The following is a 24,603-nucleotide window of genomic DNA, read 5'->3' as shown; positions in this document are numbered from 1 at the left end:
CGCCCGCCTGTGTCACGCTCGCCCGGGGCATGCTGCCGACCGTACGGGTCAGGACGCTGGGATGAGCAGGGCGACGGCCATGACAGCGATGCCCTCACCGCGCCCAGGGAACCCCAGACCGTCGGTCGTCGTCGCCGCCACGATCACGCGAGCGCCGCCGAGCGCTGACGACAGAACCCGCTCGGCCTCGGCCCGGCGCGCGCTGAAGCGGGGACGGTTCCCCTGGAACTGCACCGACACGTTGCCGATTCGGAAACCGGCCGCCGTGACGAGCTCGAGCGTCCTGGCGAGGAACACGTCGGCGTGCGCACCCGCGTACTCCGGATGCGCCGTGCCGAAGTGCTGCCCGATGTCTCCAAGGCCCGCGGCGCTCAGCAGGGCGTCCACGATGGCGTGCGCCACGGCGTCGCCGTCCGAGTGCCCCGACAGCGCGGGCTCGTCCGGCCACTCCAGGCCCGCGAGCCACAGGCTCCCTTCGCCGCCGAAGGCGTGCACGTCGGTGCCGATCCCGATGGACGGCACGAGCGGGATCGATGCCGCGCCCGGCCCGCCACCGGCGAGCAGGTGACGCGCCCGCTCGAGGTCCGCGGGTGTGGTGATCTTGAAGGCGCGCTCGGAACCTGCGACGTGGCGGACCGGATGACCTGCCGCGGCGTACAGCGCCGCGTCGTCGGTGTACTCGACGGCGGCGGCGAGCGCCGTCGCATAGGCCGCCTCCAGGGGAAGCCGCGGGAACCCCTGCGGTGTCTGGGCGGCCGCGAGCTCGGCGCGGTCGACGGCGGAGAGCACCTGGGCGGCGTCGACGCGCTTGAGCGTGTCGACGACCGGGAGCACGGGGATGACCCCGGCGTCATCGGTCACGGCATCCGCGACGGCATCGATCTGCGCGGCCGGGGTCAGCGCCCGCGCGGCGTCGTGCACGAGAACCCGCGTGACGTCGCCCCACAGCGCCGCCAGCCCCGCGGCGACCGACAGCTGACGCGTCTCGCCTCCGGTGACGACGCGCCCCAGATCGGCGCGTTCGCCGGCCGCGGCGCGCAGCTCGCTCTCGGCGTCTCCCTCGAATCCGGCCGGAGCCACCACGACGACCTGCATCGGCCGCGCGGCGAACACGCCGTCGAGGGCGTGGCGCAGGATCGAACGTCCGTCGATGCCGACCAGGGCCTTCGGCCCGCCGGCGCGCAACCGCGTCCCCGATCCTGCGGCGACGACGATGACGGCGGTGTCGGGAACCGGGAGCAGAGTCATGCCCTCACGCTACCCGCGGTCGGTCCCGGACACGGAAAAGGCGGATGCCGAAGCATCCGCCTTTCCGGAATCCTGAATCAGGAGGCCAGCACCTCGTCGAGGAGCGACCCGGCCTTCTCCTCGTCGATCTTCTCGGCGAGCGCGAGCTCGGAGATGAGGATCTGACGGGCCTTGGCCAGCATGCGCTTCTCACCCGCGGAGAGTCCGCGGTCCTGGTCGCGGCGCCACAGGTCGCGGACGACCTCGCTGACCTTGATGACGTCACCGGAGGCGAGCTTCTCCAGGTTCGCCTTGTAGCGACGGGACCAGTTCGTGGGCTCCTCGGTGAAGGGGGCGCGCAGCACCTCGAACACGTGGTCGAGGCCCTCTTTGCCGATGACATCCCTGACCCCGACCAGGTCGACGTTCTCGGCCGGGACCTCGATGATCAGATCCCCCTGCGTGACGTTGAGCTTCAGATACTTCTTCGTCTCGCCCTTGATGATGCGGTCCTTGACCTCGATGATCGTCGCGGCCCCGTGGTGCGGATAGACGACCGTCTCGCCAACCTCAAAAAGCATAAAAGCGTGTCCTTTCGGCAAACTCCAGGATACCACAGGCGACATGCACTAAGGTTTGCCCCGCACTGTCCCGACGGGCCCTCCGGCGTACGCATAGAATGGACGTGCACTTCCCGCCGCATCTCAGGAGGACCCGTGAAATCGCGCCTTGCTGCGTCTGTCGTTCTCAGCGCTCTCGTGCTGACGGGTGCGACGGGGTGCACCTTCATCACCCCGCAGGCGAGCACCATCGCCTACTCCGCCTCGGACGGGGTGAACGTCTCCGACACCGCCGGCCCCGTCGTCGTGCGCAACGCCATGATCATCGCCGACGAGAACGGCGAGCTCGGCAACCTCGTCGCCGCGTTCGTGAACGGGTCGCAGGACGACGCCGTCGTCACCGTCGAGCTGCAGGGTCTGGAGCCCTTCGAGGTCGAGGTCGCCGCCGGCGAGACCGTCAGCCTCGGCGCGAACGAGGAGCCGCTGCTGCTGGACGCCGCGGCCTCCGGCGGGGAGCTGACCCTCGCCCCCGGTTCCACCGTCGAGGTGTACTTCCAGTCCGGTGACGGCACCGGGGCCGCCGCGAACGTCCCCGTCCTCGACGGCACGCTCCCCTACTACTCCGACCTCGTGCCGGAACCGGTCGAGGAGGTCATCATCATCGACGACGAGGTGGCCGTTCCGACGCAGACGCCGGTTCCCACCGACGCCCCCGACGCCGAGGAGTCCGAGGAGCACTGACCCTCGGCATCCTGACACGGAGAAGGCCGGTCGCCCCGCGGGGCGACCGGCCTTCTCCGTGCGGGCCTCAGCCTTCGAAGCGATAGCCCAGTCCCCGCACCGTGACGAGCATCGCGGGCTCGGACGGGTTCTCCTCGATGCGGGACCGGATGCGCTTGATGTGCACGTCGAGCGTCTTGGTGTCGCCGAAGTAGTCGCTGCCCCACACGCGATCGATCAGCTGGCCCCGGGTGAGCACGCGTCCGGCGTTGCGCATGAGGACCTCGAGCAGCTCGAACTCCTTCAGCGGCATGTTGATCTGCGACCCCGCCACCGTGACGGTGTGCCGGTCGATGTCCAGACTCACCCGTCCGCCGTCGAGCACCCGCTCGTCGAGCTCGCTCTCGGCCTGCACGACCCGACGCAGGACGGCCCGCATGCGGGCGAGCAGCTCGCGCGAGGAATAGGGCTTGGTGATGTAGTCGTCGGCGCCGAGCTCGAGCCCGACGACGATGTCCACCTCCGAGTCCTTCGCCGTCAGCATGATGATCGGCACGGCGGACGTGGAGCGGATCTGCCGGCACACCTCGGTTCCCGGCATGCCGGGCAGCATCAGGTCGAGCAGGACGATGTCGGCCCCCTGCTCGCGGAACGCGTTCAGCGCGCCTGGTCCGTCCTCGGCGATCTCGACCTCGTAGCCCTCCCGGCGCAGCAGGTAGGCCAGGGGGTCTGCGAGGTCCGGTTCGTCCTCGACGAGAAGGATGCGGGTCATACGCTCTCTCCGGTACGGGCGCGTGCCGCCTTGGCGGCCTTCTTCGCGCGCTTCTTCTTGGTCTTCTTCCCGGCGTCCTCGGGCGCAGGCGCCTCGATGCGCGGAAGGCGGATCGTGAACGTCGAGCCGCGTCCGGGACGCGACCAGACGCGCACTTCGCCGCCGTGGCGGTGCACGGCGTGCTTGACGATCGACAGGCCGAGCCCGGTCCCTCCGGTGCGCCGCGAGCGCGCCTCGTCGGCACGGTAGAAGCGCTCGAAGATGCGGTCCCGGTCGGCCTCGGAGATCCCGATGCCCTGATCGGAGACGGCGATCTCGACGACGTCGCCGTCCGCCTTCACTCCGACGCCCACGCGCGATCCGCGCGGCGAGTACACGATGGCGTTCGCGATGAGATTGCCGACCGCCTCGATGAGGATCTGCGCGTCTCCGCGCACCCAGATCTCGCGGTCGCCGCCGCGCGCGAGTTCGACTCCGGCGGAGTCGGCCTGGACGGCGTGCGCTTCGACCGAGGCCGCGATCACCTCGTCGATCGCGACGTTCGCGACATCCGACAGACCATCCGCGGCCTGCAGTCGGGACAGGCTCATGATGCGCCCCGTGAGCTGGCCGAGGCGCGCGGCCTCCGCCGAGATGCGGCTCGCGAACACGCGGACCTGCGCGGGGTCGTCCGCGGCGGACTCGATCGCCTCCGCGAGCAGGCTGACCGCGCCGACCGGGGTCTTCAGCTCGTGGCTGGTGTTCGCGACGAAGTCGCGCCGCACCTGGTCCAGACGCTCCTGCTCCGTGACGTCGCGGATCACCAGGAGCGTGAGCCGGGCTCCGACCGCGCTGGCGCGGGCGGAGACGAGCCGGGGATCCAGCGTCGTCCCCCCGCGGCTGATGCGCATGGTCTGGGTCTCGGACGCCCCCGTGGAGCGCACGGTGCGCACCAACTGGCGCAGCTCCTGATTGTCGAGGATCGACCCGACGGTGATGCCGAACCGCTCGGCGGCGTGCGAAGTGGCGAGGACGAGACCGGACGCGTCGACGACGCACGCGGCATCCTCCATGCTCTCCAGGACGTCCGTCGTCCCGGCGGGGATCGCGGTGGAGGTCTCCGCCTCGGCCTGCGCCCTGGCGCGATAGGCGAGGTAGATGAGCCCGCAGATCCCGGCTCCGATCAGCACGCCGACAGCGAGGGCGAGCAGCGCGATCTGCGGCGTGGTCATACGACAAGCGTAGAGTGCGTTCACCGGCGCCTCGGCGGGTTTCCGCGCCAGAACGGGTGCCGGCGAACTACTATTCACGTTCTGGGCACCATTCGTTAACCTTCGACGAACACAATCGCCTCGGGCCCGCGCGCTGCGCTGCGCCCGCTGATCGGCCATCCACGCCGCTGAGACCCGAAAGGTTGCGCCGCACATGCGCGAAGTCTTCCACCAGTCCCTCGAGGACCTGCAGTCCCGTCTCGTGGAGATCGCCGATCTCGTCACGGTCTCGATCGACAAGGCCACGCGCGCGTTCGCGACCAGCGACGTGGGCCTGGCCGAGGAGGTCATCAGCGACGACGCCAAGATCGACGAGCTCGCCGTCGCGCTGGACGAGCAGGCGATCGAGATCCTCGCCCGCCAGCAGCCCGTCGCCCGCGACCTCCGGATCGTCGTGACCGCGCTGCGGGTGAGCGCGTCTCTCGAGCGCATGGGCGACATGAGCGAGCACATCGCGCAGCTCGCGCGGCTGCGCTTCCCCGAGCGCGCCATCCCGAAGGGCCTCAAGGGCACCTTCATCCGGATGGGCGAGCTGGACGTCGAGATCGCGCGGACCCTGGCCGAGCTGCTGCGCACGCAGGACCTGCGCTTCGCGGATGCGATCCGCAATGCGGACGACGACGTCGACGAGCTGCACGCGAGCGTGTTCGAGAAGGTGCTCAGCGACAACTGGAAGGGCGAGGCCCACGCGACCGTCGACGCCACGCTCGCGAGTCGCTACCACGAGCGCTTCGCCGACCACGCCGTCGCCGTCGCGAAGAAGGTCGTCTACCTCTCCACCGGCGACTGGGCCGTGCAGGAGGAGGACATCGTGCTCGCCCTGGAGGCGCAGGAGGCGGAGCAGCAGGAGCTCGGACACGCCTGATCTCCGGCCCCGCCCACGCAAGAGACCTCTCCCTGCCGGCCGGAGACCTCTCACCAGCAACGAGACCCCGTCGTATCCACGTGGATACGACGGGGTCTCGTCACGGAGAAGAGGTCTCCCCGCTACTTCTTGCCCTGAGCAGCGACCGCGGCGGCACCGGCGGCGGCGGCCTCGGGGTCGAGGTAGCGGCCAGGACCGGTGGGCACGTTGTCCTCATCGAGCTCGTAGACCAGCGGGATGCCGGTCGGGATGTTGAGCTCGGCGATGTCCTCGTCGCTGATGCCGTCGAGGTGCTTGACCAGGCCGCGCAGCGAATTACCGTGCGCCGTCACGAGGACCGTCTTGCCCGCCTCGAGGTCGGGGATGATCGCGCTCTCCCAGTAGGGCAGCAGTCGGTCGATCACGAGCTTGAGGGATTCGGTGCGCGGCACCTCGCCGTCGATGCCCGCGTAGCGCGGGTCGTTCACCTGGCTGAACTCGCTGTCGTCGTCCAGGGGCGGCGGCGGCACGTCGAACGACCGACGCCAGAGCTGGAACTGCTCGGGGCCGAACTTCTCGAGGGTCTCGGCCTTGTCCTTGCCCTGGAGCGCACCGTAGTGGCGCTCGTTCAGACGCCACGAGCGGGACACGGGGATCCACAGCCGGTCGGCGGCGTCGAGGGCGATGTCGGCGGTCTGGATGGCCCGGCTGAGCAGCGACGTGTGCAGCACGTCCGGCAGGATGCCCGCCTCGGCGAGCAGCTCGCCGCCACGACGGGCCTCGGCCTCGCCCTGCGCGTTCAGGCGGACGTCCACCCAGCCGGTGAAGAGGTTCAGTTCGTTCCACTCGCTCCGGCCGTGGCGGAGCAGGATCAGGGTGCGCGTCATGGTTCCAGCTTATCGAGCGCCCTGCGAGGATTGACCCATGGCGTCATCTCCGCTCGGCAGGCCGACGCGCGGCACCACGGGCACGAATCGCCTCCGCCGCAACGACCGCTGGATCGCCGCGTCGGCGGCCTTCCGCCGGGCCGCTGACCCGCTCGTCGTCGACCTCGGCTACGGGGCGAGCGGGGTCACCGCCTTCGAGCTGGCGTCGCGGCTGACGCGCATACGCCCGGATGCCGAGGTCCTCGGCCTCGAGCTCGATCCGCAGCGCGTCGCCCAGGCACGTGCCCAGCTCGAGGAGCTCCGCGCCGGTCGGACGTCGTTCGATCCGGATCTGCGGGTCGCCTTCGACCGCGGCGGCTTCGAGGTCCCCGTCGCGAGCGGCCGCAGACCAGCGGTCATCCGCGCCATGAACGTGCTGCGGCAGTACGACGAGGCGGATGTCGCCGAGGCGTGGCGCACGGTCGCGTCCCGGCTGGCTCCCGGCGGCCTGTTCGTCGAGGGGACGTGCGACGAGATCGGACGGATTGCGACCTGGGTGGACGTCACCGCGGATGCCGAGCCGGTGCGGTTCACGCTGTCGCTGCGGCTGACCGATCTCGCTCGGCCCGGCATCATCGCCGAACGGCTGCCGAAGGCGCTCATCCACCGCAACGTCCCCGGCGAGCGCGTGCACGACCTGCTCCGAGACCTCGACCGGGAGTGGGAACGCGCGGCACCGCTGTCGACCTTCGGCGCCACGCAGCGCTTCGTCGCCGCGGCATCCGCGCTCAAGGCCGCAGGATGGCCGGTGCTCGGGGGACGCAGCCGCTGGCGCCTCGGCGAGCTGACCGTCCCATGGGCGGCCGTCGCGCCCGCGCCGCCCTCGTCGGCTCGTTGAGCTGGCCTCCCACTTCCGCTCGTCGAGCGAGGAGCCTCCCCTCTCCCGCTCGTTGAGCGAGGAGCGCAGCGACGAGTCGAAACGCGGCGCCCACCCGCGCCGCCCGGTGAGGAAAGACGTCAGCGACGACGGGACAGCCGCGTCAGCCGGGGGACGTCCACCGTCGCCCCGGCATCCGCCGGCACGATCACCTGCTGGGCCGCAGCGATGTCGATGCCGTCGGCGCGCACGATGAGGTCGCCGTCCGGAGCGCGGCGAGACAGGATCGCCAGCGCGATGGGCCCCTCCTCGTGGTGACGGGCGACCGACGTCACGTGCCCGACCTCGTTCTCGCCGGCGAACACGGGCGCTCCCGGTCCGGGCAGCACGTCGTCGCTGCCGTCCAGGTGCAGTGCCGCGAGGCGGCGCGGCGGATGCCCGAGGTTGTGCACCTTCGCGACCGTCTCCTGGCCGCGGTAGCACCCCTTGTTCAGGTGCACCGCACTGCGGATCCAGTCGGTCTCATGCGGGAGGGAGCGCTCGTCGACCTCGGCGGCCCAGCGGGGACGCCACGCGGCGATCCGCAGCGCTTCGGCGGCCAGGAGCCCCGCGGCCTCGACGTGCCCGGCGAGGGCTGCCGCGGCATCCGCCTCGACGCTCGCGACGCGCCAGGCGTACCCGGCGGACGGATGCTCGGCCACGGTCGCGTACTGATGCCCGCCGCTCTGCACGTGCTCCCACGGATCCGCCCAGATCAAGACTCCGGCGGGCAGAGCCTCCTCAGCGATCCCTCCGGCGAAGAACCCGAGCAGGGCGAGGTCGGGACGCGGCTCGACGGTCACCTGAGCGCGGAAGACCATGCGCTTCAGCCACGACACCAGCGCCTCGGCATCCTCCGCATCCGCGAGGAGCCAGGCCGAGGTCCCGTCGTCGACGATGCCCGCGGCGTGCTCGACGTGGCCCTGCGGGTCGAGGATCAGCAGTTCGCTGCTCTCCCCCGGTGCCATGCGGGTCGTGGCCTGCGAGGTGAACGAGTCCAGCCAGCTCAGCCGTTCCGGACCGGACACCTCGACGACGGCGCGATCCCCAAGCAGCGCGATCGCGTCGCCGGAGGCGAGCCGCCGCTGCTCCCGCATCGGCTCGCCGTAGTGGGCGATGACGCCGTCGTCCTGGACGGCGCCGGGCAGATCCGCGAAACCGGTCATACCTTCGCCAGTCGGGCGGATGCGTGCGACTTCAGCTCGGAGCCGAGCGCGGCGATGTCCCATGCCCACAGCAGATGCCCCTCGACGAGACCGTACATGCGGGTCGCGGCCGCATAGTCCTTGCCGCCGGCGCCGCGGACGATGGCGTCGGTGGCGATGTCGATGCGGGGGCCGGCGATCTCGCCCAGATACAGCTCCAGCGCACCGTCCGAGTGCGCGATCGACACCTCCAGCGGGAATCCTCCGGAGGGCGCGCGCAGCAGCTCGACGTCGTCGACCGTGCGCGCGGGCGCATCCTCGAGAGGCGGAAGCAGTGCGGGTCCGGCATCTGCGGGGCCCGCGGGGCGCGCGATGCGCCAGAACCCAGACTCCGCGACGAGTGGGACAGACGCTTCACCCTCGCCGCGCGGGACCCACCCGGTCGCGGCGTAGTTCAGGAACGGCCCGCCGTCGTGACTGAAGCTCACGCGGTGCGTGAACTCGCCCTCGAAGTGGTGGTCACCGGCGTGGTAGTCGATGACACCGGTCCCCTCCCAGACGCCCAGCAGCCAGGACAGCGGCGCGAGGTCGGCGGGGAGGTCGGTCGGCAGTTCGAGCACGGCTGTCAGCGCTGGCCGCGGAACAGGTTCCGCAGGACGACTCCGGAGACGAACACGATCGCGAGGCTCGCGAGTCCGAGCAGACCGATGAAGAAGAGCTCGAGCGCGAAAAGATCCATGCGGCCACTCTACCCCGCGGTCGCGATGGCGGCGAGGCCGAAGCCGACCGAGACGACTCCCATCAGCAGCAGCGCGCCCATGATGCTCGCCGACACCCGCACGACGAAGCCGTGCGTCCGGCCGTAGCCGAGCTGCACCGCGAACCCGAGCAGCACGACGCCGCCGAAGGAGACCAGCAGCGCCGGCATCCGCCAGGGCTCCGCGACGAAGATGCCGATCGCGACGGCCGCGAGCAGGGCGACCGACCACACGAGGATCATCCCGGTGAGGGCGTTGCGCGGAGCCAGGGCCGGTTCGGACATGGCTCCATTGTCCCCCAACGCCTCCGTCCTGCGAACCCCGCGGCACCGGCATCGGTATCATGGGCGCACGGCGTCGCACTCGATCGTCGTCAAGGGCGACGATCTCGACGCCCGAAAGGACGTTGCGTGGCCCTCCTTCTGATCCTGACATCCGCTCCCACCGCGGAGCCGGTCCTGCCCGCGCTGGATCTGCTCAGCCACCGGGTCCGCCAGATCCCCGCCGAGCCCGCGCAGCTCGTGTCGGCGCCGGAGTGCGACGTCGTGATCGTCGACGGACGTCACGATCTCGCCGGTGCGAAGTCCCTGTGCAAGCTGCTGCGCACCACGGGTCAGGATGCGCCACTGCTGCTGGTCGTCACGGAAGGCGGCATGAGCGCGGTGTCCGGGGACTGGGGCATCGACGATGTGCTGCTGGTCACCGCCGGGCCTGCCGAGGCCGACGCCCGCATCCGGCTCGCGATCGCCCGCAGCGAGGAATCGGCCGAGCCGTCACGGGTCCAGGCGTCCGGCGTCACGATCGACGAGCAGTCCTACTCCGCCAAACTGCACGGGCGTCCCCTGGACCTCACCTACAAGGAGTTCCAGCTCCTGCACTTCCTCGCGACGCACCCCTCCCGGGTGTTCACGCGCGAACAGCTGCTCAGCGAGGTGTGGGGATACGACTACTTCGGCGGCACCCGCACCGTCGACGTGCACGTCCGGCGTCTGCGCGCGAAGCTCGGCGACGCCGAGCAGATCATCGGCACGGTCCGCAACGTCGGCTATCGGTTCAACGTCTACGAGGACGACCAGCTCGCCGGAGCGCGCTGATCCCGTCGCAGTTCACACGCGCGTCACCTCCCGGTGCTTAGATGAATCCCATGATGGATCCCTCCCTCGCAGACGCCGGCCTCGGAGACGCCGAGGACGACGACTTCGACGCGCTCGCCTTCGAGGACGCGCAGCTGCCCGATCATCGCTATCTCGATCGCGAGCTGAGCTGGCTCGCGTTCAACCAGCGGGTGCTGGAGCTCGCCGAGGATCCGAGCCTGCCCGAGCTCGAACGGGCGAACTTCCTGGCCATCTTCGCCAGCAACCTCGACGAGTTCTTCATGGTCCGCGTCGCCGGACTCAAGCGCCGCATCCTCACCGGCCTCGCCGTCCCCACGAACGTGGGGCGCGCGCCCTCCGACGTCCTCTCCGACATCTCCCGGGAGGCGTACGCCCTGCAGCTGCGCCATTCCGAGGTCTGGACGAACGACGTCCGGCCGGCACTGGCCGACGCCGGCATCGAGATCTCCGAGTGGACCGACCTGACCGCGGCCGAGCGCGATGCGCTCGGCGAGTACTTCCAGGCGCAGGTGTTCCCCGTTCTCATGCCGCTGGCGGTCGATCCCGCGCACCCCTTCCCGTACATCTCGGGCCTCTCCCTGAACCTCGCGATCCGCATCCGCAACGCCCGGACGGGACGCCAGGAGTTCGCCCGCCTCAAGGTGCCGCCCATGCTGCCCCGATTCGTCGAGGTGCCCGGATCGAGCGAGATCAAGCGCTTCCTGCGGCTCGAGGAGCTCATCGCGAACCATCTGGGCGATCTCTTCCCCGGTATGGAGGTCCTGGACCACCATGCGTTCCGCCTCACCCGGAACGAGGACGTGGAGATCGAGGAGGACGAGAGCGAGAACCTCATCCAGGCGCTCGAGGCCGAGCTGCTGCGCCGGCGGTTCGGGCCGCCGATCCGGCTGGAGATCACGGACGACATGGACGAGCTCACGCTCGACCTGCTCGTGAAGGAGCTCGACATCACCGATCAGGAGGTCTACCGCCTGCCCGGTCCCCTCGACCTGCGCGGCCTGTTCGACCTCGGCCGCATCGAGCGCCCCGACCTGCGCTACCCGCCGCATCTGCCCACGACGGCGCTCGCGTTCCAGCCCGGGGACAACAACGAGCGCAGCGACGTCTTCTCCAGCATCCGCAAGCGCGACGTCCTCGTGCACCACCCGTACGAGTCCTTCGCGACGAGCGTCCAGGCGTTCCTCGAACAGGCCGCGCGCGACCCGCACGTGCTCGCCATCAAGCAGACGCTGTACCGCACCTCGGGCGACAGCCCCGTGGTCCAGGCCCTCATCGACGCCGCCGAGGCCGGCAAGCAGGTGCTGGCGCTGGTCGAGGTGAAGGCGCGCTTCGACGAGGCCAACAACATCGTCTGGGCCCGCAAGCTCGAGAAGGCCGGCGTGCACGTCGTCTACGGGCTGGTGGGCCTGAAGACGCACTGCAAGCTCGCGCTCGTCATCCGCGAGGAGGACGGGATGCTGCGGCACTACTCCCACATCGGCACGGGCAACTACAACCCGAAGACCAGCCGGATCTACGAGGACTTCGGCCTGTTCACCGCCGACCCGCAGGTCGGCAAGGACCTCACGCGGCTGTTCAACGAGCTCAGCGGCTACGCGATCGAGAAGAAGTTCAAGCGCCTCCTCGTCGCACCGCTGCACCTGCGCAAGGGGCTGCTGCGCCTGATCGAGCGCGAGCGGCAGAACGCGCTCGAGGGCAAGCCGGCGCACATCCGCATCAAGGTCAACTCGATGGTCGACGAGCAGATCATCGACGGCCTGTACCGTGCCAGCGCCGACGGCGTGAAGGTCGACGTGTGGGTGCGCGGCATCTGCAGCCTGCGCACCGATCTTCCCGGCATCAGCGACAACATCACCGTGCGCAGCATCCTGGGCCGGTATCTGGAGCACTCCCGGATCTTCGCGTTCCACAACGACGGGGACCCGCAGGTCCATATCGGCAGCGCCGACATGATGCACCGGAACCTCGACCGTCGCGTCGAAGCACTCGTGCGCGTGGTGGACCCCGCGCACATCGAGGAGCTCATCGCGCTGTTCGACCGTGCCATGGACGACGGCACGAACTCCTGGCACCTGGGTGCCGAGGGCGTCTGGGTGCGCCACACGGTGGATGCCGAGGGCAAGCCGCTCATCGACCTGCAGGACAGGACGATGAGCCAGATCCGCAGGCGGCGTCGCAGCCGCTCGGTGCGATGACGGTCCGGCAGGTTCAGGACGCTCCCGTGGAGGTGGTGCGCGACGACAAGGCGGTCTACGCCGCCGGGGCCGTCGTGTGGCGCCTGATCGACGGCAAGCTCCGCGTCCTGCTGATCCACCGCACGAAGTACCGGGACGTGACCCTCCCCAAGGGCAAGGTGGATCCCGGCGAGATGCTCGCCGAGACCGCCGTGCGCGAGGTTCATGAGGAGACCGGCATCCGCGTGTCGCTCGGCGTGCCGGTCGGCGTCAGCCGCTATTTCATGCGCCCGAAGCGCCAGAAGGTCGTGCACTACTGGGCGGCGGAGGCGACCGAGGAGGCCATCCGACGGTCCACCTTCGTGCCCAACAGCGAGATCGCCGCGATCGAATGGGTGAGCCTGAAGAAGGCCAGGGCGGAGCTGAGCTATCCGGTCGATGTCGAGATCCTGGACGCGTTCGCCACGCTCGTCGACGACGGCGTGCTGCACACGTTCCCCGTGATCGCTCTGCGCCACGCCAAAGCCGTGTCGCGCTCTGAGTGGGACGGCCCGGACGCCTCGCGCCCGCTCACCGAGCGGGGCCGGCGCCAGGCCAGGGCGATCGTCGAGCCGCTGCGCGCCTTCGGCGTCCGCCGGATCGTGACGAGCGACGCCGCACGGTGCGTGCAGACCGTCGCGCCTCTCGCGAAGGCGCTGGACCGCAAGCCGGTCGAGACGCCGCGGCTGAGCCAGGATGCCTGGGAGGACGGCTTCTCCGACGTCCGCGCCGTCATCGGCAAACGCGTGCGCGCCCGCAAGCCCGCCGTGGTCTGCAGCCACGGCCCCGTGCTGCCGGACGTCCTCACCGAGATCGCGCTCGCGACCGGTACGCTGCGCGGCTCATACGTGTCCAGCGCCTCAGCCCTTGAGGTCGGCGCGTTCTCGGTCGTGCACCTCTCGGCGACCAATCCCGGCTCCGGGATCATCTCGATCGAGACCCACGTCCCGAAGGTCTGAGGCTCTCGGGCGCCCACCAAGGGGACGCATCCCGTTCACCTCTCGTTTACCTGAGGGGGAGAGTCTCGTTAACCGTCCCGCTTAGCGTCACTGTGTGCCCTGCACCGGGCCTCACCCATCCACGATCGAAGGATCCACAGTGAAGATCTCCCGAATCGCACGTATCGGCGCCATCGGCGCCGTCGCCGCTCTCGCTCTCGCAGGCTGCGCCGCGAACGAGGCTCCGGCCGGCGGCTCGTCCGACGAGCCGTCCGAGTCGACGCTCTCCGGCACGCTGGACGCGACCGGCGCGTCCTCGCAGACCGCCGCGCAGGAGGCCTGGGTGGCCGCCTTCCAGACCGCGAACCCCGACGTCACGGTCAACTACGAGCCCACCGGCTCCGGCACCGGCCGCGAGAACTTCCTCGCCGGCGCCAGCAACTTCATCGGCTCGGACCGCGCGTTCAACGCCGAGGAGATCGCCGCGGGCGGCTTCGGCAGCTGCGCCACCGACGACATCATCGAGATCCCGGTCTACATCTCGCCGGTCGCCGTCGCCTTCAACCTCGAGGGCATCGACACCCTGAACCTGGATGCCGCGACCATCGCGAGCATCTTCGCCGGCACGATCACCAACTGGAACGACTCAGCGATCGCGACGCTGAACCCGGACGTCACGCTCCCCGACCTCGCCATCTCCCCCGTGCACCGCTCCGACCCGTCGGGCACGCAGGAGACGTTCACCAACTACCTCGCCGCGACCGCGCCCGAGATCTGGACCTACGAGGTCTCGGACGAGTGGCCGATCCAGGGCGGCGAGGCCGCCCAGGGCACCTCGGGCGTCGTTCAGGCGATCACGTCCGGCAACGGCGCGATCGGCTTCGCCGACGCCTCGCAGGTCGGCGACCTCGGACAGGTGCACGTCGGCGTGGGCGGCGAGTTCGTCGCCTACTCGGCCGAGGCCGCCTCGCAGCTCGTCGAGGGCGCCGCTCTCGAAGAGGGCCGCGGCGAGGGCGACCTCGCGTTCGACGTCGACCCGGCCGCTGCCGCCGACGGCGCGTACCCGATCGCCCTGGTCAGCTACCTGATCGGCTGCGAGCAGTACGAGGACGCGAACGTCGCCGAGCTCGTCAAGGAGTACTTCACCTACGTCGCCAGCGCCGAGGGCCAGGACGCCGCCGCCGAGAACGCCGGCAACGCCCCCATCTCGGACGGCCTTCGCGAGAAGGTCAACGCCGCGATCGACCTCATCCAGGTCGGCTGACAGCAGCCTGATGGCTGAACGCTGACGCCGATGCCCTCGCGTCCCGATCGGACGCGAGGGCATCGGCGGGTCCAGCACCCGCTCTTCACCCACCCGCCCGAAACAGGGAGACCATGAGCACGACCGAGCAGGCCCCCGTCATCACCGCGACGGAGACGGAACCACCCGCCCCGATCAAGGCCAAGCAGCGTCTCGGCGACCGGGTCTTCTCCGGCACCGCCCTCGGCGCGGGGATCATCATCCTCGTCGTCCTCGCCGCGGTCGCGACGTTCCTCATCATCCAGAGCCTGCCGGCCTTCGAGGCGGACACCTCGGGCAACCACATCCTGCGCGGCGAGTCGTTCTGGGTGTACGTCTGGCCACTCATCTTCGGCACGCTGTGGGCGTCGTTCATCGCGCTCCTCGTCGCCGCCCCCATCGCGATCGGCATCGCGCTGTTCATCTCGCACTACGCCCCGCGAGGCCTCGCGGCCGTGCTGGGCTACATCATCGACCTGCTCGCCGCGGTCCCCTCGGTCGTGTTCGGCCTCTGGGGCGGCCTCGTGCTCGCGCCGCTGCTGCAGCCGCTGTACGCCTGGCTCAACGCGAACGCGGGCTGGATCCCGTTCTTCGGCGGTCAGGTCTCCTCGACGGGCCGCACGATCCTCACCGCGGCGCTCGTGCTCGCCGTGATGATCATCCCGATCATGACCGCCATCTGCCGCGAGGTCTTCCTGCAGACCCCGAAGCTGCACGAGGAGGCCGCCCTCGCGCTCGGTTCGACGCGCTGGGAGATGGTGCGGATGGCCGTCCTGCCGTTCGCTCGCGGCGGCATGGTCTCGGCGGCGATGCTCGCCCTCGGCCGAGCCCTGGGCGAGACCATGGCCGTGACGATGGTGCTGTCCCCGTCGGCCGTCGTGAGCTTCCTGCTGCTCACCGCCACGAACCCGACGCCCATCCCCGCCAACATCGCCCTGGCCTTCCCCGAGGCGCACGACACCGGTGTCAACACCCTCATCGCCACGGGTCTGATCCTGTTCATCGTGACCTTCGCGGTCAACGCCCTGGCGCGCTGGATCGTCGCGCGCCGCGCCGAGTTCTCGGGAGCGAACTGACATGACCGTCCTCACCGCCCCCGCCCCCAGCGCGGCTCTGACCTCCGGGAAGCTCCCCAAGTGGGCGCCCTGGGCCCTGCTCGCCGGGTGCTTCGTGATCTCGTTCGCGATCTTCGGCGTCGCCTCGATCGGCGCCGACCTGGCGGATTTCAACATCGCCGGAGCCGTGATCGTCGGCATCCTGCTCTACATGGTGCTGATCACCGTCATCTCGGCCATCGCCGAGAGTCGGCGCAAGGCCGTCGACCGCCTCATGACGGCTCTCGTCGCCACCGCGTTCCTCATCGCGCTGCTCCCCCTGGTATCGCTGCTCTGGACGGTCGTCGCCAACGGCATCCAGCGCTTCGACGCCGAGTTCTTCTCGTACTCCATGCGCAACGTCGTCGGCGAGGGCGGAGGCATCGTCCACGCGATCTGGGGCACCGTGCTCATCACGCTCATGGCGGCGATCATCTCCGTGCCGATCGGACTCATGACCTCGATCTACCTGGTCGAGTACGGCCGGGGCAAGATCGCGAAGGGCATCACCTTCTTCGTCGACGTCATGACCGGCATCCCCTCGATCGTCGCCGGTCTGTTCATCTACGCCGTATTCGCGCTGATCCTGGGCCCCGGCGTCTCGATGGGCTTCATGGGCTCGCTCGCCCTGGCCGTGCTCATGACCCCGGTCGTCGTCCGAGGCAGCGAGGAGCTGCTGCGGATCGTGCCGAACGAGTTGCGCGAGGCGTCCTACGCGCTCGGCGTGCCGAAGTGGCTGACGATCCTCAAGGTCGTGCTGCCCACGTCGATCGCCGGCATCACGACGTCGATCATGCTCGCCATCTCCCGCGTGATCGGCGAGACCGCGCCGCTGCTGCTGACCGCCGGATTCACGCTGAGCATGAACACGAACCTGTTCAGCGGTCAGATGATGACCCTGCCGGTGTTCGCCTACAACCAGTACATGAACCAGGGCACGAACCCCGAAGCAGCGCTGGACCGCGCCTGGGCGTCCGCGCTCACCCTGATCCTGATCGTCATGGTCCTGAACCTGCTCGCGCGCCTGATCGCGAAGATGTTCGCCCCGAAGACCTCCGGCCGCTGAGCCGCAACCCGAAGGAACCCGAAGTGTCCAAGAGCATCGAAGTCAACGACCTCAACGTCTACTACAGCGACTTCCTCGCCGTCGAGGGCGTCTCCCTCGACATCCAGCCGCGCAGCGTCACCGCGTTCATCGGCCCCTCCGGCTGCGGCAAGTCCACGTTCCTGCGCACGCTCAACCGCATGCACGAGGTCATCCCCGGCGCGCGTGTGCAGGGCGAGGTGCTGCTCGACGGCAAGGACCTCTACGGCCCCGGTGTCGACCCCGTGCTCGTGCGCCGCCAGGTCGGCATGGTGTTCCAGCGTCCGAACCCGTTCCCCACGATGTCCATCAAGGAGAACGTGCTCGCCGGCGTCAAGCTGAACAACAAGCGCATCTCGAAGAGCGACGCGGACGACCTCGTGGAGAAGTCCCTGACCGGCGCGAACCTGTGGAACGAGGTCAAGGACCGTCTCGACCGTCCCGGTTCCGGCCTGTCCGGCGGTCAGCAGCAGCGTCTGTGCATCGCGCGCGCCATCGCGGTCTCCCCCGAGGTGCTGCTGATGGACGAGCCCTGCTCCGCGCTCGACCCGATCTCGACGTACGCGATCGAGGAGCTGATCGGCGAGCTGAAGAACGAGTTCACGATCGTCATCGTGACCCACAACATGCAGCAGGCCAGCCGCGTCTCGGACAAGACGGCGTTCTTCAACATCGCCGGCACCGGCAAGCCCGGCAAACTCATCGAGTACGACGACACCACCACCATCTTCACCACGCCCAGCGTGCAGGCGACCGAGGACTACGTCTCCGGCCGCTTCGGGTGATCCGCACCCTGCCGGCTCGTCAGTCGCGCGGGGACAGCAGGTAGGCGTTCAGGGCGTCCGTGAACGCACGATCGGTCGCGACCGCATGACCGTCGATCGCCGTGATGGGCGCCGCCAGGCGCACGCTCGACACGAGCCATGCCGCATCGGCTTCCGTCAGGTCGGATGCCGGCACCTGCGCGTACTCGGTCGTGAAACCCCGGCTCGCGAGGTGGTCGTACACGCTCAGCTGGGTCGTCCCGTGCAGGATGCCGCCATTCGGCGCGGGAGTGACGAACCGGTCGCCGAACCGGAGGATGAGCGAAGCGGTCGGCGCCTCCAGCACGAACCCGTCGCTCGAGACGAAGACGGCGTCGTCGGCGCCACGGCGTGCGGCCTCGCGGAGCGCGGCCATGTTCACGGCGTACGACAGCGTCTTGGCCCCCAGCAGCAGCCACGGCGCCCGCTCGGCCGCGCCCAGATCGTAGCCCCGGTCGAGCGTGACGACGCGGATGCCCTCGGTGCGCACCCAGGAGAAGTCGGATGCCGGGGCCGCCGTCACCCACGCGGTCGGCGTCGGCCCGTGCTCCACTCCCCGGCTGAGGATCAGCTTGATCACGGACTCCCCCGGCGGGCACTGCGCCGCGGCGACCCGCACGGCCTGCCGCCACTGCTCCACGTTCGGCACCGGAAGATCGCACAGCTGCGCCGAGTGCGCGAGCCGGTGCAGATGCGGCACCAGCTCCTGAGGATGCGCGTCGATCACGCCGATCGACTCGAACACGCCGTCTCCGCGTTGCGTGCTCAACTCCCCCACACTCAGGGCGGGAGCCGCGGCATCCACCTCGGTGAACGTGTCCGAGTAGTCGGCGCGCTCCTCGGAGGCGGGCACGGGGTCGATGATCAGAGCGAAGCGCCGGGTCATGGCTCGACTCTACGGCCGTTCCCGTGCCGGGAATACCTGCCGCGCCCACGCGTTACACTGGAGTGGCCGGGCCGCATAACCCCGGGCTCCAACTTCTGCCGCTGCGAGCGGCCTTCCGCCGAGAGGCGTTCTTGCGGCCCGGCTCTTCTCTGCCCTCCGCTTTCGCCCCGATCCGCCGCCGTCAGGTCAGGATGCCGGCACGCCAGGCGTTCGCGCACGAGGCGAGGTCACGGGCGTAGGTGCTCAGCCGCAGGGCCCTCGTGGTCAGCTCGCTCGCGCGGGCCGGCTCGGTGGCCTCGTAGTCATCAGCGACGTGCGTCGCTCCGGAGGCCTGCACCCGGCAGAACGCCGCCGCGCGCTCGAGGGCGACCGCGAAGTCGCCGCGGAAGGCGCCGCGGAGGATGGCATCGATCAGGACCACGAGTTCCTCGGGGCTCGCCGGAGCCGGGGCACCGGCCACCGCGGCATCCACGGTCGGCAGCTCGACGCGACCGCGCTCGTAGAGGAGCGCGGCGGTCTGCGCGTCGCGGTGGATCGCCAGTTGCAGCAGATACAGGCGCCAGAGGGCTCCCGGCAGAGAAACGGCGGGCGCGCCCGACCAGAGTTCGGCGATCTCGTCGATCCCGTGCTCGTCCGTGAACGCGATCAGCCGCTCTGTGCTCGTCCCGCTCTCATCCGCCCGGGCACGCGAGACCAGCGCTGCCGCCGTCGCGTGCGCGACCCGCGACCTCTCGGCCGCGCTCGCAGAACCGGCGAGGTTGTCGAAAGAAGCCGAGGGTCGGCGAACCGGTCGATGGAACTCGGACATCTCTCCAGGCTAGTCGCGGTCACGCGGTGGGGATCACGATGATCGGATCGGTCGTGGGAGCACCCGTCGGCGACCCGCCGGCCTGCTCCACCGTGACCGCGATCGCGTCCCCGGGCTGCATCTCTCCTTCGAGCACGGCGGTGCCGGCGGAATCCTCGACGTCGAACACGCCGGCTGAGACCGGCGCGTCACCGCGCACGTACCAGAGCTCGTAGGTCCGGTCCTCCGCCAGCGGCTCCAGGCCGTCCGTCACGAGGACGGCGCTTCCGACGGACTCCGACCAGTGCGCCGTCGCGGTGCCGCCCGTCTCGAGCTCGACCGAGGCCTCCTGCGCATCGGGGGCGTTCTCGATGCGCTCCAGCGCCACGACAGCCGCCGGTCGTTGGAGCTGACCGATGAGGACAGCGGCCCCGGCGCCGATGCCCACGACCAGGACGAGACATGCGGCGAGCGCGAACAGCAGCCGGCTCCGCCGCCGCGGCGACGACCGCGGCACGACCGCGTCGCCCTGCGGAACGGGACCGTCGATGCCCGCGCCGGGTGTCTCGGCATCCTGCGGGGTGCTCGCGATCCGGCGGAGCAGATCGTCCCGGATAGCGGGTGGAGGCGTGCGCGACGGCGGCGTCTCGGCGAGCACGGCGACGGTCTCCGCATCCGCCGCTGCGATGCTCTGCCATTCCGGGTGCTCTCGCAGGGCGTCGGCGTAGCGGCGCTCCTCTTCGGGAGACAGGGCGTGCAGCGCATGCCCGGCGGACAGCTCTGCGAAGTCCTTCTCGTTCATGCGATCACCCCCATCTCGCTCCTCAGGCGCGTGAGTCCGTCCCTCATCCGTGTCTTGATCGTCCCCAGCGGAGCTCCGGTGAGCACCGCGATCTCGCTCTGACTGTATCCGCCGTAGTAGGACAGGACGAGCGCCTCGCGCTGCGGTTCCGAGAGCGCGTCCAGCGCAGCGACGACCCGCTCCCCCTCCAGGCTCAACTCGACCTGCTCGGCCACGCTGTCGTGCGCGACGCCGAGATCACGGATTCCCGCCTTGACGTCGCGGTCGGCACTGGACTGCGACGCACGGACGCGGTCGACCGCGCGACGATGAGCGATGGTGAGGATCCAGGTTCTCCCCTGCCCCTTGTTCGGAGCGAAGCGGGAAGCGGATTGCCACACTTCCAGAAAGACTTCCTGGAGCACCTCCTCGCTCTGAGCACGATTCACGAGGACGCGGAGGATGAGTCCGAACACGCGGGACGAGAGCAGGTCGTAGAGCTCGGCGAACGCGCGCTGGTCTCCTCCGGCGACGCGAACGAGGAGATCGGCGGCGAGGTCCCCCGCCGAGCCGTCCTCCGGCACGTCCACGCCATCGATGACCATCTCCACAAGCATGCCGCATCCACCTCCTGTCTCCCGCATCCGGCGCACCGCCTCACCCGAAGGTGAAGGAGTACACCTCGACTCCTTCCGGCACGTCGACCGTGAGGATGCCGTGTCCGTCGTCACCCTTCAACACCTCGTAGGAGCGAGGAGTGCCCTCGACGGTGACGACCCGCCGGTTCCCCTGACCATCCCGCACCACGACGTCCCCAGCCCCCGCGAGCACCATTCGGACCTCCGATGCGCGGTAGTCGAGTCTGATCGTCCCGCCCCGCCTGCTCGGCGTGGCGTACTGGGTGGCGATGTCCCAGGTGCCGCCCAGTGCGAAACTGTCCTTCGGCTGCTCCTCGGGAAGGTCGAACGTCGTGGTCCCCGCTCCGTACCGTCCCTCGCCGCCGTAGTTGACGTCCTTGGAGGACCCCAGGAACGTCTCGCGCGTGGTGGAACCGAGCTCGGGGGTCGTGTCGTCGACGTCCGTCGGCGGGGGCAGCACGACTCCGGGATCGGCCGCGTCGAGCAGCTCCCGGATGAGCTTCTCCGTCGCCGCGTAGTGGCCCTCGCCGAACGAGATATGACGCACGACGCCCTCGGCGTCGATCAGATAGTGCGCGGGCCAGTACCGGTTGCGATAGTTCGTCCACGTCGAGAGATCGTTGTCGAGCGCGACGGGGTAGTCGATTCCGAAGCCGGCGATGCCGGCGGCGACGTTGGCCGGGTCCTTCTCGAAGGCGTATTCGGGAGAATGGATGCCGATCACCTGCAGGCCGGCGTCCGCGTACGTCTGATCCCACGCGACCACATGCGGGATGGAGCGCTGGCAATTGATGCAGGAATACGCCCAGAAGTCGATCAGGACGACCTGGCCGCGCAGGTCCTCGAGATCGACGGCAGCGCCGCCGGGCGTGTTCATCCACTCCTGGATGCCGCGGATGGACGGCGCCGCACCGCACGACTCCAGCTCCTGCGCGCCGTTCGTGCAGTTGTCGAGTTCCCGGTTCTCGTCCGTGACGAGACCGCCGAGACCGAGCGCGTCCTCCTGCTCCTCGGCGAGCCCCTGCTGCAGCTCCGCGGTGTAATCGGGCACCAGTCGCTGCAGCAGTTGGGGCACCTCGAACACGAGGCCGACAGCGAGGGCGATCATCGCGACGCCGGCTGCGATCCGCAAACCGCGTTCGCGCATGCGGAAGGCCCGGATCCGCTCGACGAGCCCTCGACCGGCAAGCGCGAAGACGAGCAGCGGAACGGCGACGCCCACGGCGAACGAGACGGTCAGCAGCACGGTGCCGATGCCGATCTGCCCTGTGGCTCCGGCGACGATGATGGCCGCGAGCACCGGTCCGGCGCAAGGCACGAAGACCGCGCCGAGCGCCAGTCCGACGCCGAATCCGCTGCCGCGGTTCTGGACCTGTTTCCGCGGCAGCCACAGGAACGGCTTCTCCAGCAGCTGCTCGAACCGCGGGACGAGCAGGCCGACGCCGATGACGAGCAGGACGACGATCCCGGCCCACCGGATGACGTCCTGCGGCAGGCCGAGCGCACCGAGCACGAGCGATCCCGTGAGCGTCACGAGGGTGAAGCTCAGTACGAGTCCCGCGATGACCAGGTACGGACGGCTGCGCCGCGCGGGGATGATGCCGTCGGCGCTCTCGTATCGCGCGGACTGCGCCCCGCCGGTGAGGAAGATGACCGGAAGCACCGGCAGGATGCACGGCGATATCCCCGTGATGAGGCCGCCGAGCAACCCGATGATGATGAGATCCATGTCCCCGCCTTCCGTCATGAGTGCTTCGGCTCGGACGCCCGGATCGGATTGCCGCGACTACGAGCGGGTTGGGTTCCCATCCGATCGCGCGGAGGCTCCGAAGAGAGGATGACGCCGCGGGAAGGCCGTGGCTCGGATCTACGGAGGTAGAGATGTTCAGCACCAAGAAGAAGATGACCGCGGCACTGGCGCTCGGGTTCGCCGGCGTTCTCGTGCTGGCGGGCTGTTCGATGGGGACGGACACGGCCGAGGAGCCCACCGAGCCCAGCGCTCCGGAGACATCGGAGGAGGCGCCCGAGACGATGGATCCGGCCGCGAACCTCGTCGGTCCCGGGTGCGAGGCCTACGCCGAGGCCGTTCCGGACGGCGACGGCTCCATCCAGGGCATGTCCCAGGACCCGGTGGCGGTCGCGGCATCCAACAACCCGCTGCTGACGACCCTCGTGTCGGCGGTGAGCGGCGAGCTCAACCCGGACGTGAACCTGGTGGACACGCTGAACGGTGACGAGTTCACCGTCTTCGCGCCGGTGGACGATGCCTTCGCCGCCATCGACCCCGCGACCATCGAGGGCCTCAAGAGCGATTCCGAGACCCTCTCGTCGATCCTGACCTACCACGTGGTCCCCGGTCAGATCGAACCCGCCGACATCGCCGGGACGCACACCACCGTGCAGGGCGGCGACCTCGAGGTCACGGGAAGCGGAGACATGTGGATGGTCAACGACGCCAACATCGTCTGCGGCGGAGTGCAGACCGCGAACGCGACCGTGTACCTGATCGACGCGGTCCTCATGCCCCCGGCCGCGTGAGCCGGGAAGCGCCGTCTCGGGGAGGAACGGCGCAGCCTCAGGCTCATGGGGATGAGCTGAGATGATCGGGCCGTCGGCGGGCTGTGTCGCCGACGGCCCTTTCCGCGCGCCCTAGACTGGAAGGACGGGCCTCTAGCTCAGTTGGCAGAGCATCGGACTTTTAATCCGCGGGTCGTGGGTTCGAGCCCCACGGGGCCCACCGTTATCACTCTCGACCATCCAGCGCGACCCCCTGCACGCGCGCGCCGATCGGAGAGATCGTGGAGTCGTCCGCACCGGACCTCCCTCCTCCCCGAAAGGATGCAGCCATGACCCATCTCACCGACGCCTCGGTGGCGTTCCTCGCGACGAACGGTTTCGAGGACAGCGAACTGACGAGTCCCTGGCAGGCGGTGACCGGTGCCGGGGCCGCGGCGACGATGGTGTCTCCTGAGCAGGACGACATCACCGGGAAGAACGGGCATGTGCAGGCCGTGGACCTGGCCGCGGCGGATGCCGCAGCCGACGACTTCGACGCACTGGTCCTGCCCGGCGGCGTCGTGAACGCAGATCACCTCCGTCTGGATCAGGACTCGATCGCGTTCGCCCGTGCGTTCTTCGAACAGCAGAAGCCGGTGGGCGTCATCTGCCATGGCGCCTGGATCCTGATCGAGGCCGGAGTCGTGGACGGACGGACCCTGACGAGCTACCCCAGCCTGGCCACCGACCTGCGCAACGCCGGAGCCGCCTGGGTCGACCGGGAGGTCGTGGTCGACCAGGGCCTCGTCTCCAGCCGGACCCCGGACGACCTGCCGGCTTTCAACGCCAAGGTGATCGAGGAGATCGGCGAGGGCGTCCACCGGCGCCAGCACGCGTGATCCCTATCCCTCGGTGCGCGCCCTGTGCCGGCGCACGGCGGCCCGGTTCGCGCAGCGCACGGAGCAGAACCGCTGGCGTCCGTTGCGCGTGACATCGACAACGACGTTCGTGCACGGGGCCGCCTCGCAGCGCCCGAGGCGATGCATGCCGCGGGTGACCAGGTGCAGCGCGGTGCCCAGGTTGATGATGGCGCGCAGCACGAACGGCAGCGACGGCACGTCATCGCGATAGTGCAGGTGCCATCCCTCCCCGTCGTGGTTGGTGAGTCGCGGATAGGCGGCCGCCTCGGCCAACCGCGTGTTGAGCAGCGCCGCGCGCCGATCGGGGTCCCCCTCGTCCACGATCTCCAGCCACTCGTCGATGACCGCACGGACGGCGGCGTGATCGTCGGGCGCCGGCGGGAAGACCATCGTCATGCCGCCGTCGAGCGTGCGCTCCTCGATCGCGGCGCGATCCGCCGGCCAGTCGTTCGCCAGGGATGCCGCGAGGAGCACCGCGTATTCGCCGTAAGGGTTGAGATGCATAAGA

The 24,603-nt window shown here is 69.7% G+C and carries 26 protein-coding genes and 1 tRNA gene; 13 read left to right on the top strand and 14 right to left on the bottom strand.

What is annotated here, in order from left to right:
- Positions 1-48: 48 nt before the first annotated feature.
- Positions 49-1,248, bottom strand: a complete 1,200-nt coding sequence (ispD, locus tag KYX17_RS00625) for a 2-C-methyl-D-erythritol 4-phosphate cytidylyltransferase (protein ID WP_243224620.1) — start codon at positions 1,246-1,248, stop codon at positions 49-51.
- A gap of 77 nt (positions 1,249-1,325) precedes the next feature.
- Complete coding sequence (locus KYX17_RS00620) at positions 1,326-1,808, bottom strand: CarD family transcriptional regulator (RefSeq protein WP_243224619.1); 483 nt, start codon at positions 1,806-1,808, stop codon at positions 1,326-1,328.
- 135 nt (positions 1,809-1,943) lie between these two features.
- On the opposite strand from KYX17_RS00620, the gene KYX17_RS00615 reads away from it, so the two are divergent.
- Positions 1,944-2,528, top strand: a complete 585-nt coding sequence (locus KYX17_RS00615; protein ID WP_243224618.1) for a DNA modification methylase — start codon at positions 1,944-1,946, stop codon at positions 2,526-2,528.
- 67 nt (positions 2,529-2,595) lie between these two features.
- Here the strand turns inward: KYX17_RS00615 and KYX17_RS00610 are convergent, their stop codons facing one another.
- Both KYX17_RS00610 and KYX17_RS00605 read right to left on the bottom strand, forming a co-directional pair.
- Entirely contained in the window at positions 2,596-3,279 is a 684-nt protein-coding gene (locus tag KYX17_RS00610; RefSeq protein WP_243224617.1) for a response regulator transcription factor, read from the bottom strand.
- Complete coding sequence (locus KYX17_RS00605; protein WP_243224616.1) at positions 3,276-4,490, bottom strand: cell wall metabolism sensor histidine kinase WalK; 1,215 nt, start codon at positions 4,488-4,490, stop codon at positions 3,276-3,278. The genes KYX17_RS00610 and KYX17_RS00605 overlap by 4 nt, the downstream gene beginning before the upstream one ends.
- A gap of 193 nt (positions 4,491-4,683) precedes the next feature.
- Between KYX17_RS00605 and phoU the strand changes: the two genes are divergently transcribed.
- Positions 4,684-5,394, top strand: a complete 711-nt coding sequence (gene phoU, locus KYX17_RS00600; protein ID WP_243224615.1) for a phosphate signaling complex protein PhoU — start codon at positions 4,684-4,686, stop codon at positions 5,392-5,394.
- A 122-nt stretch (positions 5,395-5,516) separates the two neighbouring features.
- Here the strand turns inward: phoU and KYX17_RS00595 are convergent, their stop codons facing one another.
- The gene (locus KYX17_RS00595; RefSeq protein ID WP_243224614.1) at positions 5,517-6,260 is read right to left on the bottom strand and encodes a phosphoglyceromutase; all 744 of its coding nucleotides are present in this window, start codon (positions 6,258-6,260) and stop codon (positions 5,517-5,519) included.
- A 37-nt stretch (positions 6,261-6,297) separates the two neighbouring features.
- On the opposite strand from KYX17_RS00595, the gene KYX17_RS00590 reads away from it, so the two are divergent.
- On the top strand, positions 6,298-7,137 hold the full coding sequence (locus tag KYX17_RS00590; RefSeq protein WP_243224613.1) for a class I SAM-dependent methyltransferase: 840 nt from the start codon (positions 6,298-6,300) through the stop codon (positions 7,135-7,137).
- A gap of 119 nt (positions 7,138-7,256) precedes the next feature.
- Here KYX17_RS00590 and KYX17_RS00585 read toward each other — a convergent pair whose 3' ends face one another.
- From KYX17_RS00585 to KYX17_RS00575, 3 genes are all read right to left on the bottom strand, one after another.
- Entirely contained in the window at positions 7,257-8,321 is a 1,065-nt protein-coding gene (locus KYX17_RS00585; protein ID WP_243224612.1) for a folate-binding protein YgfZ, read from the bottom strand.
- On the bottom strand, positions 8,318-8,920 hold the full coding sequence (locus KYX17_RS00580; protein ID WP_243224611.1) for an FABP family protein: 603 nt from the start codon (positions 8,918-8,920) through the stop codon (positions 8,318-8,320). Before KYX17_RS00580 ends, KYX17_RS00585 begins: the two co-directional genes overlap by 4 nt.
- 128 nt (positions 8,921-9,048) lie before the next feature.
- Positions 9,049-9,342, bottom strand: a complete 294-nt coding sequence (locus tag KYX17_RS00575) for a hypothetical protein (protein ID WP_243224610.1) — start codon at positions 9,340-9,342, stop codon at positions 9,049-9,051.
- Between the two features lie 126 nt (positions 9,343-9,468).
- Between KYX17_RS00575 and KYX17_RS00570 the strand changes: the two genes are divergently transcribed.
- From KYX17_RS00570 to pstB, 7 genes are all read left to right on the top strand, one after another.
- Complete coding sequence (locus tag KYX17_RS00570) at positions 9,469-10,152, top strand: response regulator transcription factor (RefSeq protein WP_243224609.1); 684 nt, start codon at positions 9,469-9,471, stop codon at positions 10,150-10,152.
- Between the two features lie 50 nt (positions 10,153-10,202).
- A complete protein-coding gene (locus KYX17_RS00565) occupies positions 10,203-12,368 on the top strand; it encodes an RNA degradosome polyphosphate kinase (RefSeq protein WP_243224608.1) in 2,166 nt (721 codons plus the stop codon).
- Positions 12,365-13,345: an NUDIX hydrolase gene (locus KYX17_RS00560; RefSeq protein WP_243224607.1), complete on the top strand. Its 981-nt coding sequence runs from the start codon at positions 12,365-12,367 to the stop codon at positions 13,343-13,345. The genes KYX17_RS00565 and KYX17_RS00560 overlap by 4 nt, the downstream gene beginning before the upstream one ends.
- A 139-nt stretch (positions 13,346-13,484) precedes the next feature.
- Positions 13,485-14,588 carry a phosphate ABC transporter substrate-binding protein PstS gene (locus tag KYX17_RS00555; protein ID WP_243224606.1) on the top strand — a complete coding sequence of 368 codons (1,104 nt, stop codon included), beginning with the start codon at positions 13,485-13,487 and terminating at the stop codon, positions 14,586-14,588.
- A 113-nt stretch (positions 14,589-14,701) separates the two neighbouring features.
- The gene (pstC, locus tag KYX17_RS00550) at positions 14,702-15,682 is read left to right on the top strand and encodes a phosphate ABC transporter permease subunit PstC (protein WP_243224605.1); all 981 of its coding nucleotides are present in this window, start codon (positions 14,702-14,704) and stop codon (positions 15,680-15,682) included.
- Between the two features lies 1 nt (position 15,683).
- A complete protein-coding gene (gene pstA / locus KYX17_RS00545) occupies positions 15,684-16,766 on the top strand; it encodes a phosphate ABC transporter permease PstA (RefSeq protein ID WP_243224604.1) in 1,083 nt (360 codons plus the stop codon).
- A 23-nt stretch (positions 16,767-16,789) separates the two neighbouring features.
- The gene (gene pstB, locus KYX17_RS00540) at positions 16,790-17,569 is read left to right on the top strand and encodes a phosphate ABC transporter ATP-binding protein PstB (RefSeq protein WP_243224603.1); all 780 of its coding nucleotides are present in this window, start codon (positions 16,790-16,792) and stop codon (positions 17,567-17,569) included.
- A 19-nt stretch (positions 17,570-17,588) separates the two neighbouring features.
- On the opposite strand, the gene KYX17_RS00535 is transcribed toward pstB, so the two are convergent.
- The 5 genes from KYX17_RS00535 to KYX17_RS00515 form a co-directional block, all read right to left on the bottom strand.
- Positions 17,589-18,473: an aminodeoxychorismate lyase gene (locus tag KYX17_RS00535; RefSeq protein WP_243224602.1), complete on the bottom strand. Its 885-nt coding sequence runs from the start codon at positions 18,471-18,473 to the stop codon at positions 17,589-17,591.
- A 181-nt stretch (positions 18,474-18,654) separates the two neighbouring features.
- A complete protein-coding gene (locus tag KYX17_RS00530; protein ID WP_243224601.1) occupies positions 18,655-19,281 on the bottom strand; it encodes a DNA-directed RNA polymerase subunit beta in 627 nt (208 codons plus the stop codon).
- 19 nt (positions 19,282-19,300) lie between these two features.
- Positions 19,301-20,062, bottom strand: coding sequence for an anti-sigma factor domain-containing protein (locus tag KYX17_RS00525; RefSeq protein WP_243224600.1), 762 nt, complete (start codon positions 20,060-20,062; stop codon positions 19,301-19,303).
- A complete protein-coding gene (sigK, locus tag KYX17_RS00520) occupies positions 20,059-20,658 on the bottom strand; it encodes an ECF RNA polymerase sigma factor SigK (protein ID WP_243224599.1) in 600 nt (199 codons plus the stop codon). Before sigK ends, KYX17_RS00525 begins: the two co-directional genes overlap by 4 nt.
- Positions 20,659-20,698: 40 nt before the next feature.
- A complete protein-coding gene (locus KYX17_RS00515; RefSeq protein WP_243224598.1) occupies positions 20,699-22,408 on the bottom strand; it encodes a cytochrome c biogenesis protein DipZ in 1,710 nt (569 codons plus the stop codon).
- A 152-nt stretch (positions 22,409-22,560) separates the two neighbouring features.
- Here KYX17_RS00515 and KYX17_RS00510 point away from each other — a divergent pair, with 152 nt between their 5' ends.
- From KYX17_RS00510 to KYX17_RS00500, 3 genes are all read left to right on the top strand, one after another.
- The gene (locus KYX17_RS00510; RefSeq protein ID WP_243224597.1) at positions 22,561-23,217 is read left to right on the top strand and encodes a fasciclin domain-containing protein; all 657 of its coding nucleotides are present in this window, start codon (positions 22,561-22,563) and stop codon (positions 23,215-23,217) included.
- 126 nt (positions 23,218-23,343) lie between these two features.
- A tRNA-Lys gene (locus tag KYX17_RS00505) sits at positions 23,344-23,416 on the top strand.
- 109 nt (positions 23,417-23,525) lie between these two features.
- A complete protein-coding gene (locus KYX17_RS00500; protein WP_243224596.1) occupies positions 23,526-24,074 on the top strand; it encodes a type 1 glutamine amidotransferase domain-containing protein in 549 nt (182 codons plus the stop codon).
- 3 nt (positions 24,075-24,077) lie between these two features.
- Here the strand turns inward: KYX17_RS00500 and KYX17_RS00495 are convergent, their stop codons facing one another.
- Complete coding sequence (locus KYX17_RS00495) at positions 24,078-24,599, bottom strand: CGNR zinc finger domain-containing protein (protein ID WP_243224595.1); 522 nt, start codon at positions 24,597-24,599, stop codon at positions 24,078-24,080.
- Between the last annotated feature and the right edge of the window lie 4 nt (positions 24,600-24,603).

It is taken from the genome of Microbacterium sp. CIAB417 (genome assembly GCF_022788845.1).
This window is presented reverse-complemented; position numbering and strand designations above follow the sequence as displayed.

Excerpts from the sequence above, each read along its gene's own strand:
- ispD (WP_243224620.1), bottom strand. The coding sequence starts at position 1,248 with ATGACTCTGCTCCCGGTTCCCGACACCGCCGTCATCGTCGTCGCCGCA.
- KYX17_RS00620 (WP_243224619.1), bottom strand. The coding sequence starts at position 1,808 with ATGCTTTTTGAGGTTGGCGAGACGGTCGTCTATCCGCACCACGGGGCC.
- KYX17_RS00610 (WP_243224617.1), bottom strand. The coding sequence starts at position 3,279 with ATGACCCGCATCCTTCTCGTCGAGGACGAACCGGACCTCGCAGACCCC.
- KYX17_RS00605 (WP_243224616.1), bottom strand. The coding sequence starts at position 4,490 with ATGACCACGCCGCAGATCGCGCTGCTCGCCCTCGCTGTCGGCGTGCTG.
- phoU (WP_243224615.1), top strand. The coding sequence starts at position 4,684 with ATGCGCGAAGTCTTCCACCAGTCCCTCGAGGACCTGCAGTCCCGTCTC.
- KYX17_RS00595 (WP_243224614.1), bottom strand. The coding sequence starts at position 6,260 with ATGACGCGCACCCTGATCCTGCTCCGCCACGGCCGGAGCGAGTGGAAC.
- KYX17_RS00590 (WP_243224613.1), top strand. The coding sequence starts at position 6,298 with ATGGCGTCATCTCCGCTCGGCAGGCCGACGCGCGGCACCACGGGCACG.
- KYX17_RS00585 (WP_243224612.1), bottom strand. The coding sequence starts at position 8,321 with ATGACCGGTTTCGCGGATCTGCCCGGCGCCGTCCAGGACGACGGCGTC.
- KYX17_RS00575 (WP_243224610.1), bottom strand. The coding sequence starts at position 9,342 with ATGTCCGAACCGGCCCTGGCTCCGCGCAACGCCCTCACCGGGATGATC.
- KYX17_RS00565 (WP_243224608.1), top strand. The coding sequence starts at position 10,203 with ATGATGGATCCCTCCCTCGCAGACGCCGGCCTCGGAGACGCCGAGGAC.
- KYX17_RS00560 (WP_243224607.1), top strand. The coding sequence starts at position 12,365 with ATGACGGTCCGGCAGGTTCAGGACGCTCCCGTGGAGGTGGTGCGCGAC.
- pstC (WP_243224605.1), top strand. The coding sequence starts at position 14,702 with ATGAGCACGACCGAGCAGGCCCCCGTCATCACCGCGACGGAGACGGAA.
- pstA (WP_243224604.1), top strand. The coding sequence starts at position 15,684 with ATGACCGTCCTCACCGCCCCCGCCCCCAGCGCGGCTCTGACCTCCGGG.
- KYX17_RS00535 (WP_243224602.1), bottom strand. The coding sequence starts at position 18,473 with ATGACCCGGCGCTTCGCTCTGATCATCGACCCCGTGCCCGCCTCCGAG.
- KYX17_RS00530 (WP_243224601.1), bottom strand. The coding sequence starts at position 19,281 with ATGTCCGAGTTCCATCGACCGGTTCGCCGACCCTCGGCTTCTTTCGAC.
- KYX17_RS00525 (WP_243224600.1), bottom strand. The coding sequence starts at position 20,062 with ATGAACGAGAAGGACTTCGCAGAGCTGTCCGCCGGGCATGCGCTGCAC.
- sigK (WP_243224599.1), bottom strand. The coding sequence starts at position 20,658 with ATGCTTGTGGAGATGGTCATCGATGGCGTGGACGTGCCGGAGGACGGC.
- KYX17_RS00515 (WP_243224598.1), bottom strand. The coding sequence starts at position 22,408 with ATGGATCTCATCATCATCGGGTTGCTCGGCGGCCTCATCACGGGGATA.
- KYX17_RS00510 (WP_243224597.1), top strand. The coding sequence starts at position 22,561 with ATGTTCAGCACCAAGAAGAAGATGACCGCGGCACTGGCGCTCGGGTTC.
- KYX17_RS00500 (WP_243224596.1), top strand. The coding sequence starts at position 23,526 with ATGACCCATCTCACCGACGCCTCGGTGGCGTTCCTCGCGACGAACGGT.
- KYX17_RS00495 (WP_243224595.1), bottom strand. The coding sequence starts at position 24,599 with ATGCATCTCAACCCTTACGGCGAATACGCGGTGCTCCTCGCGGCATCC.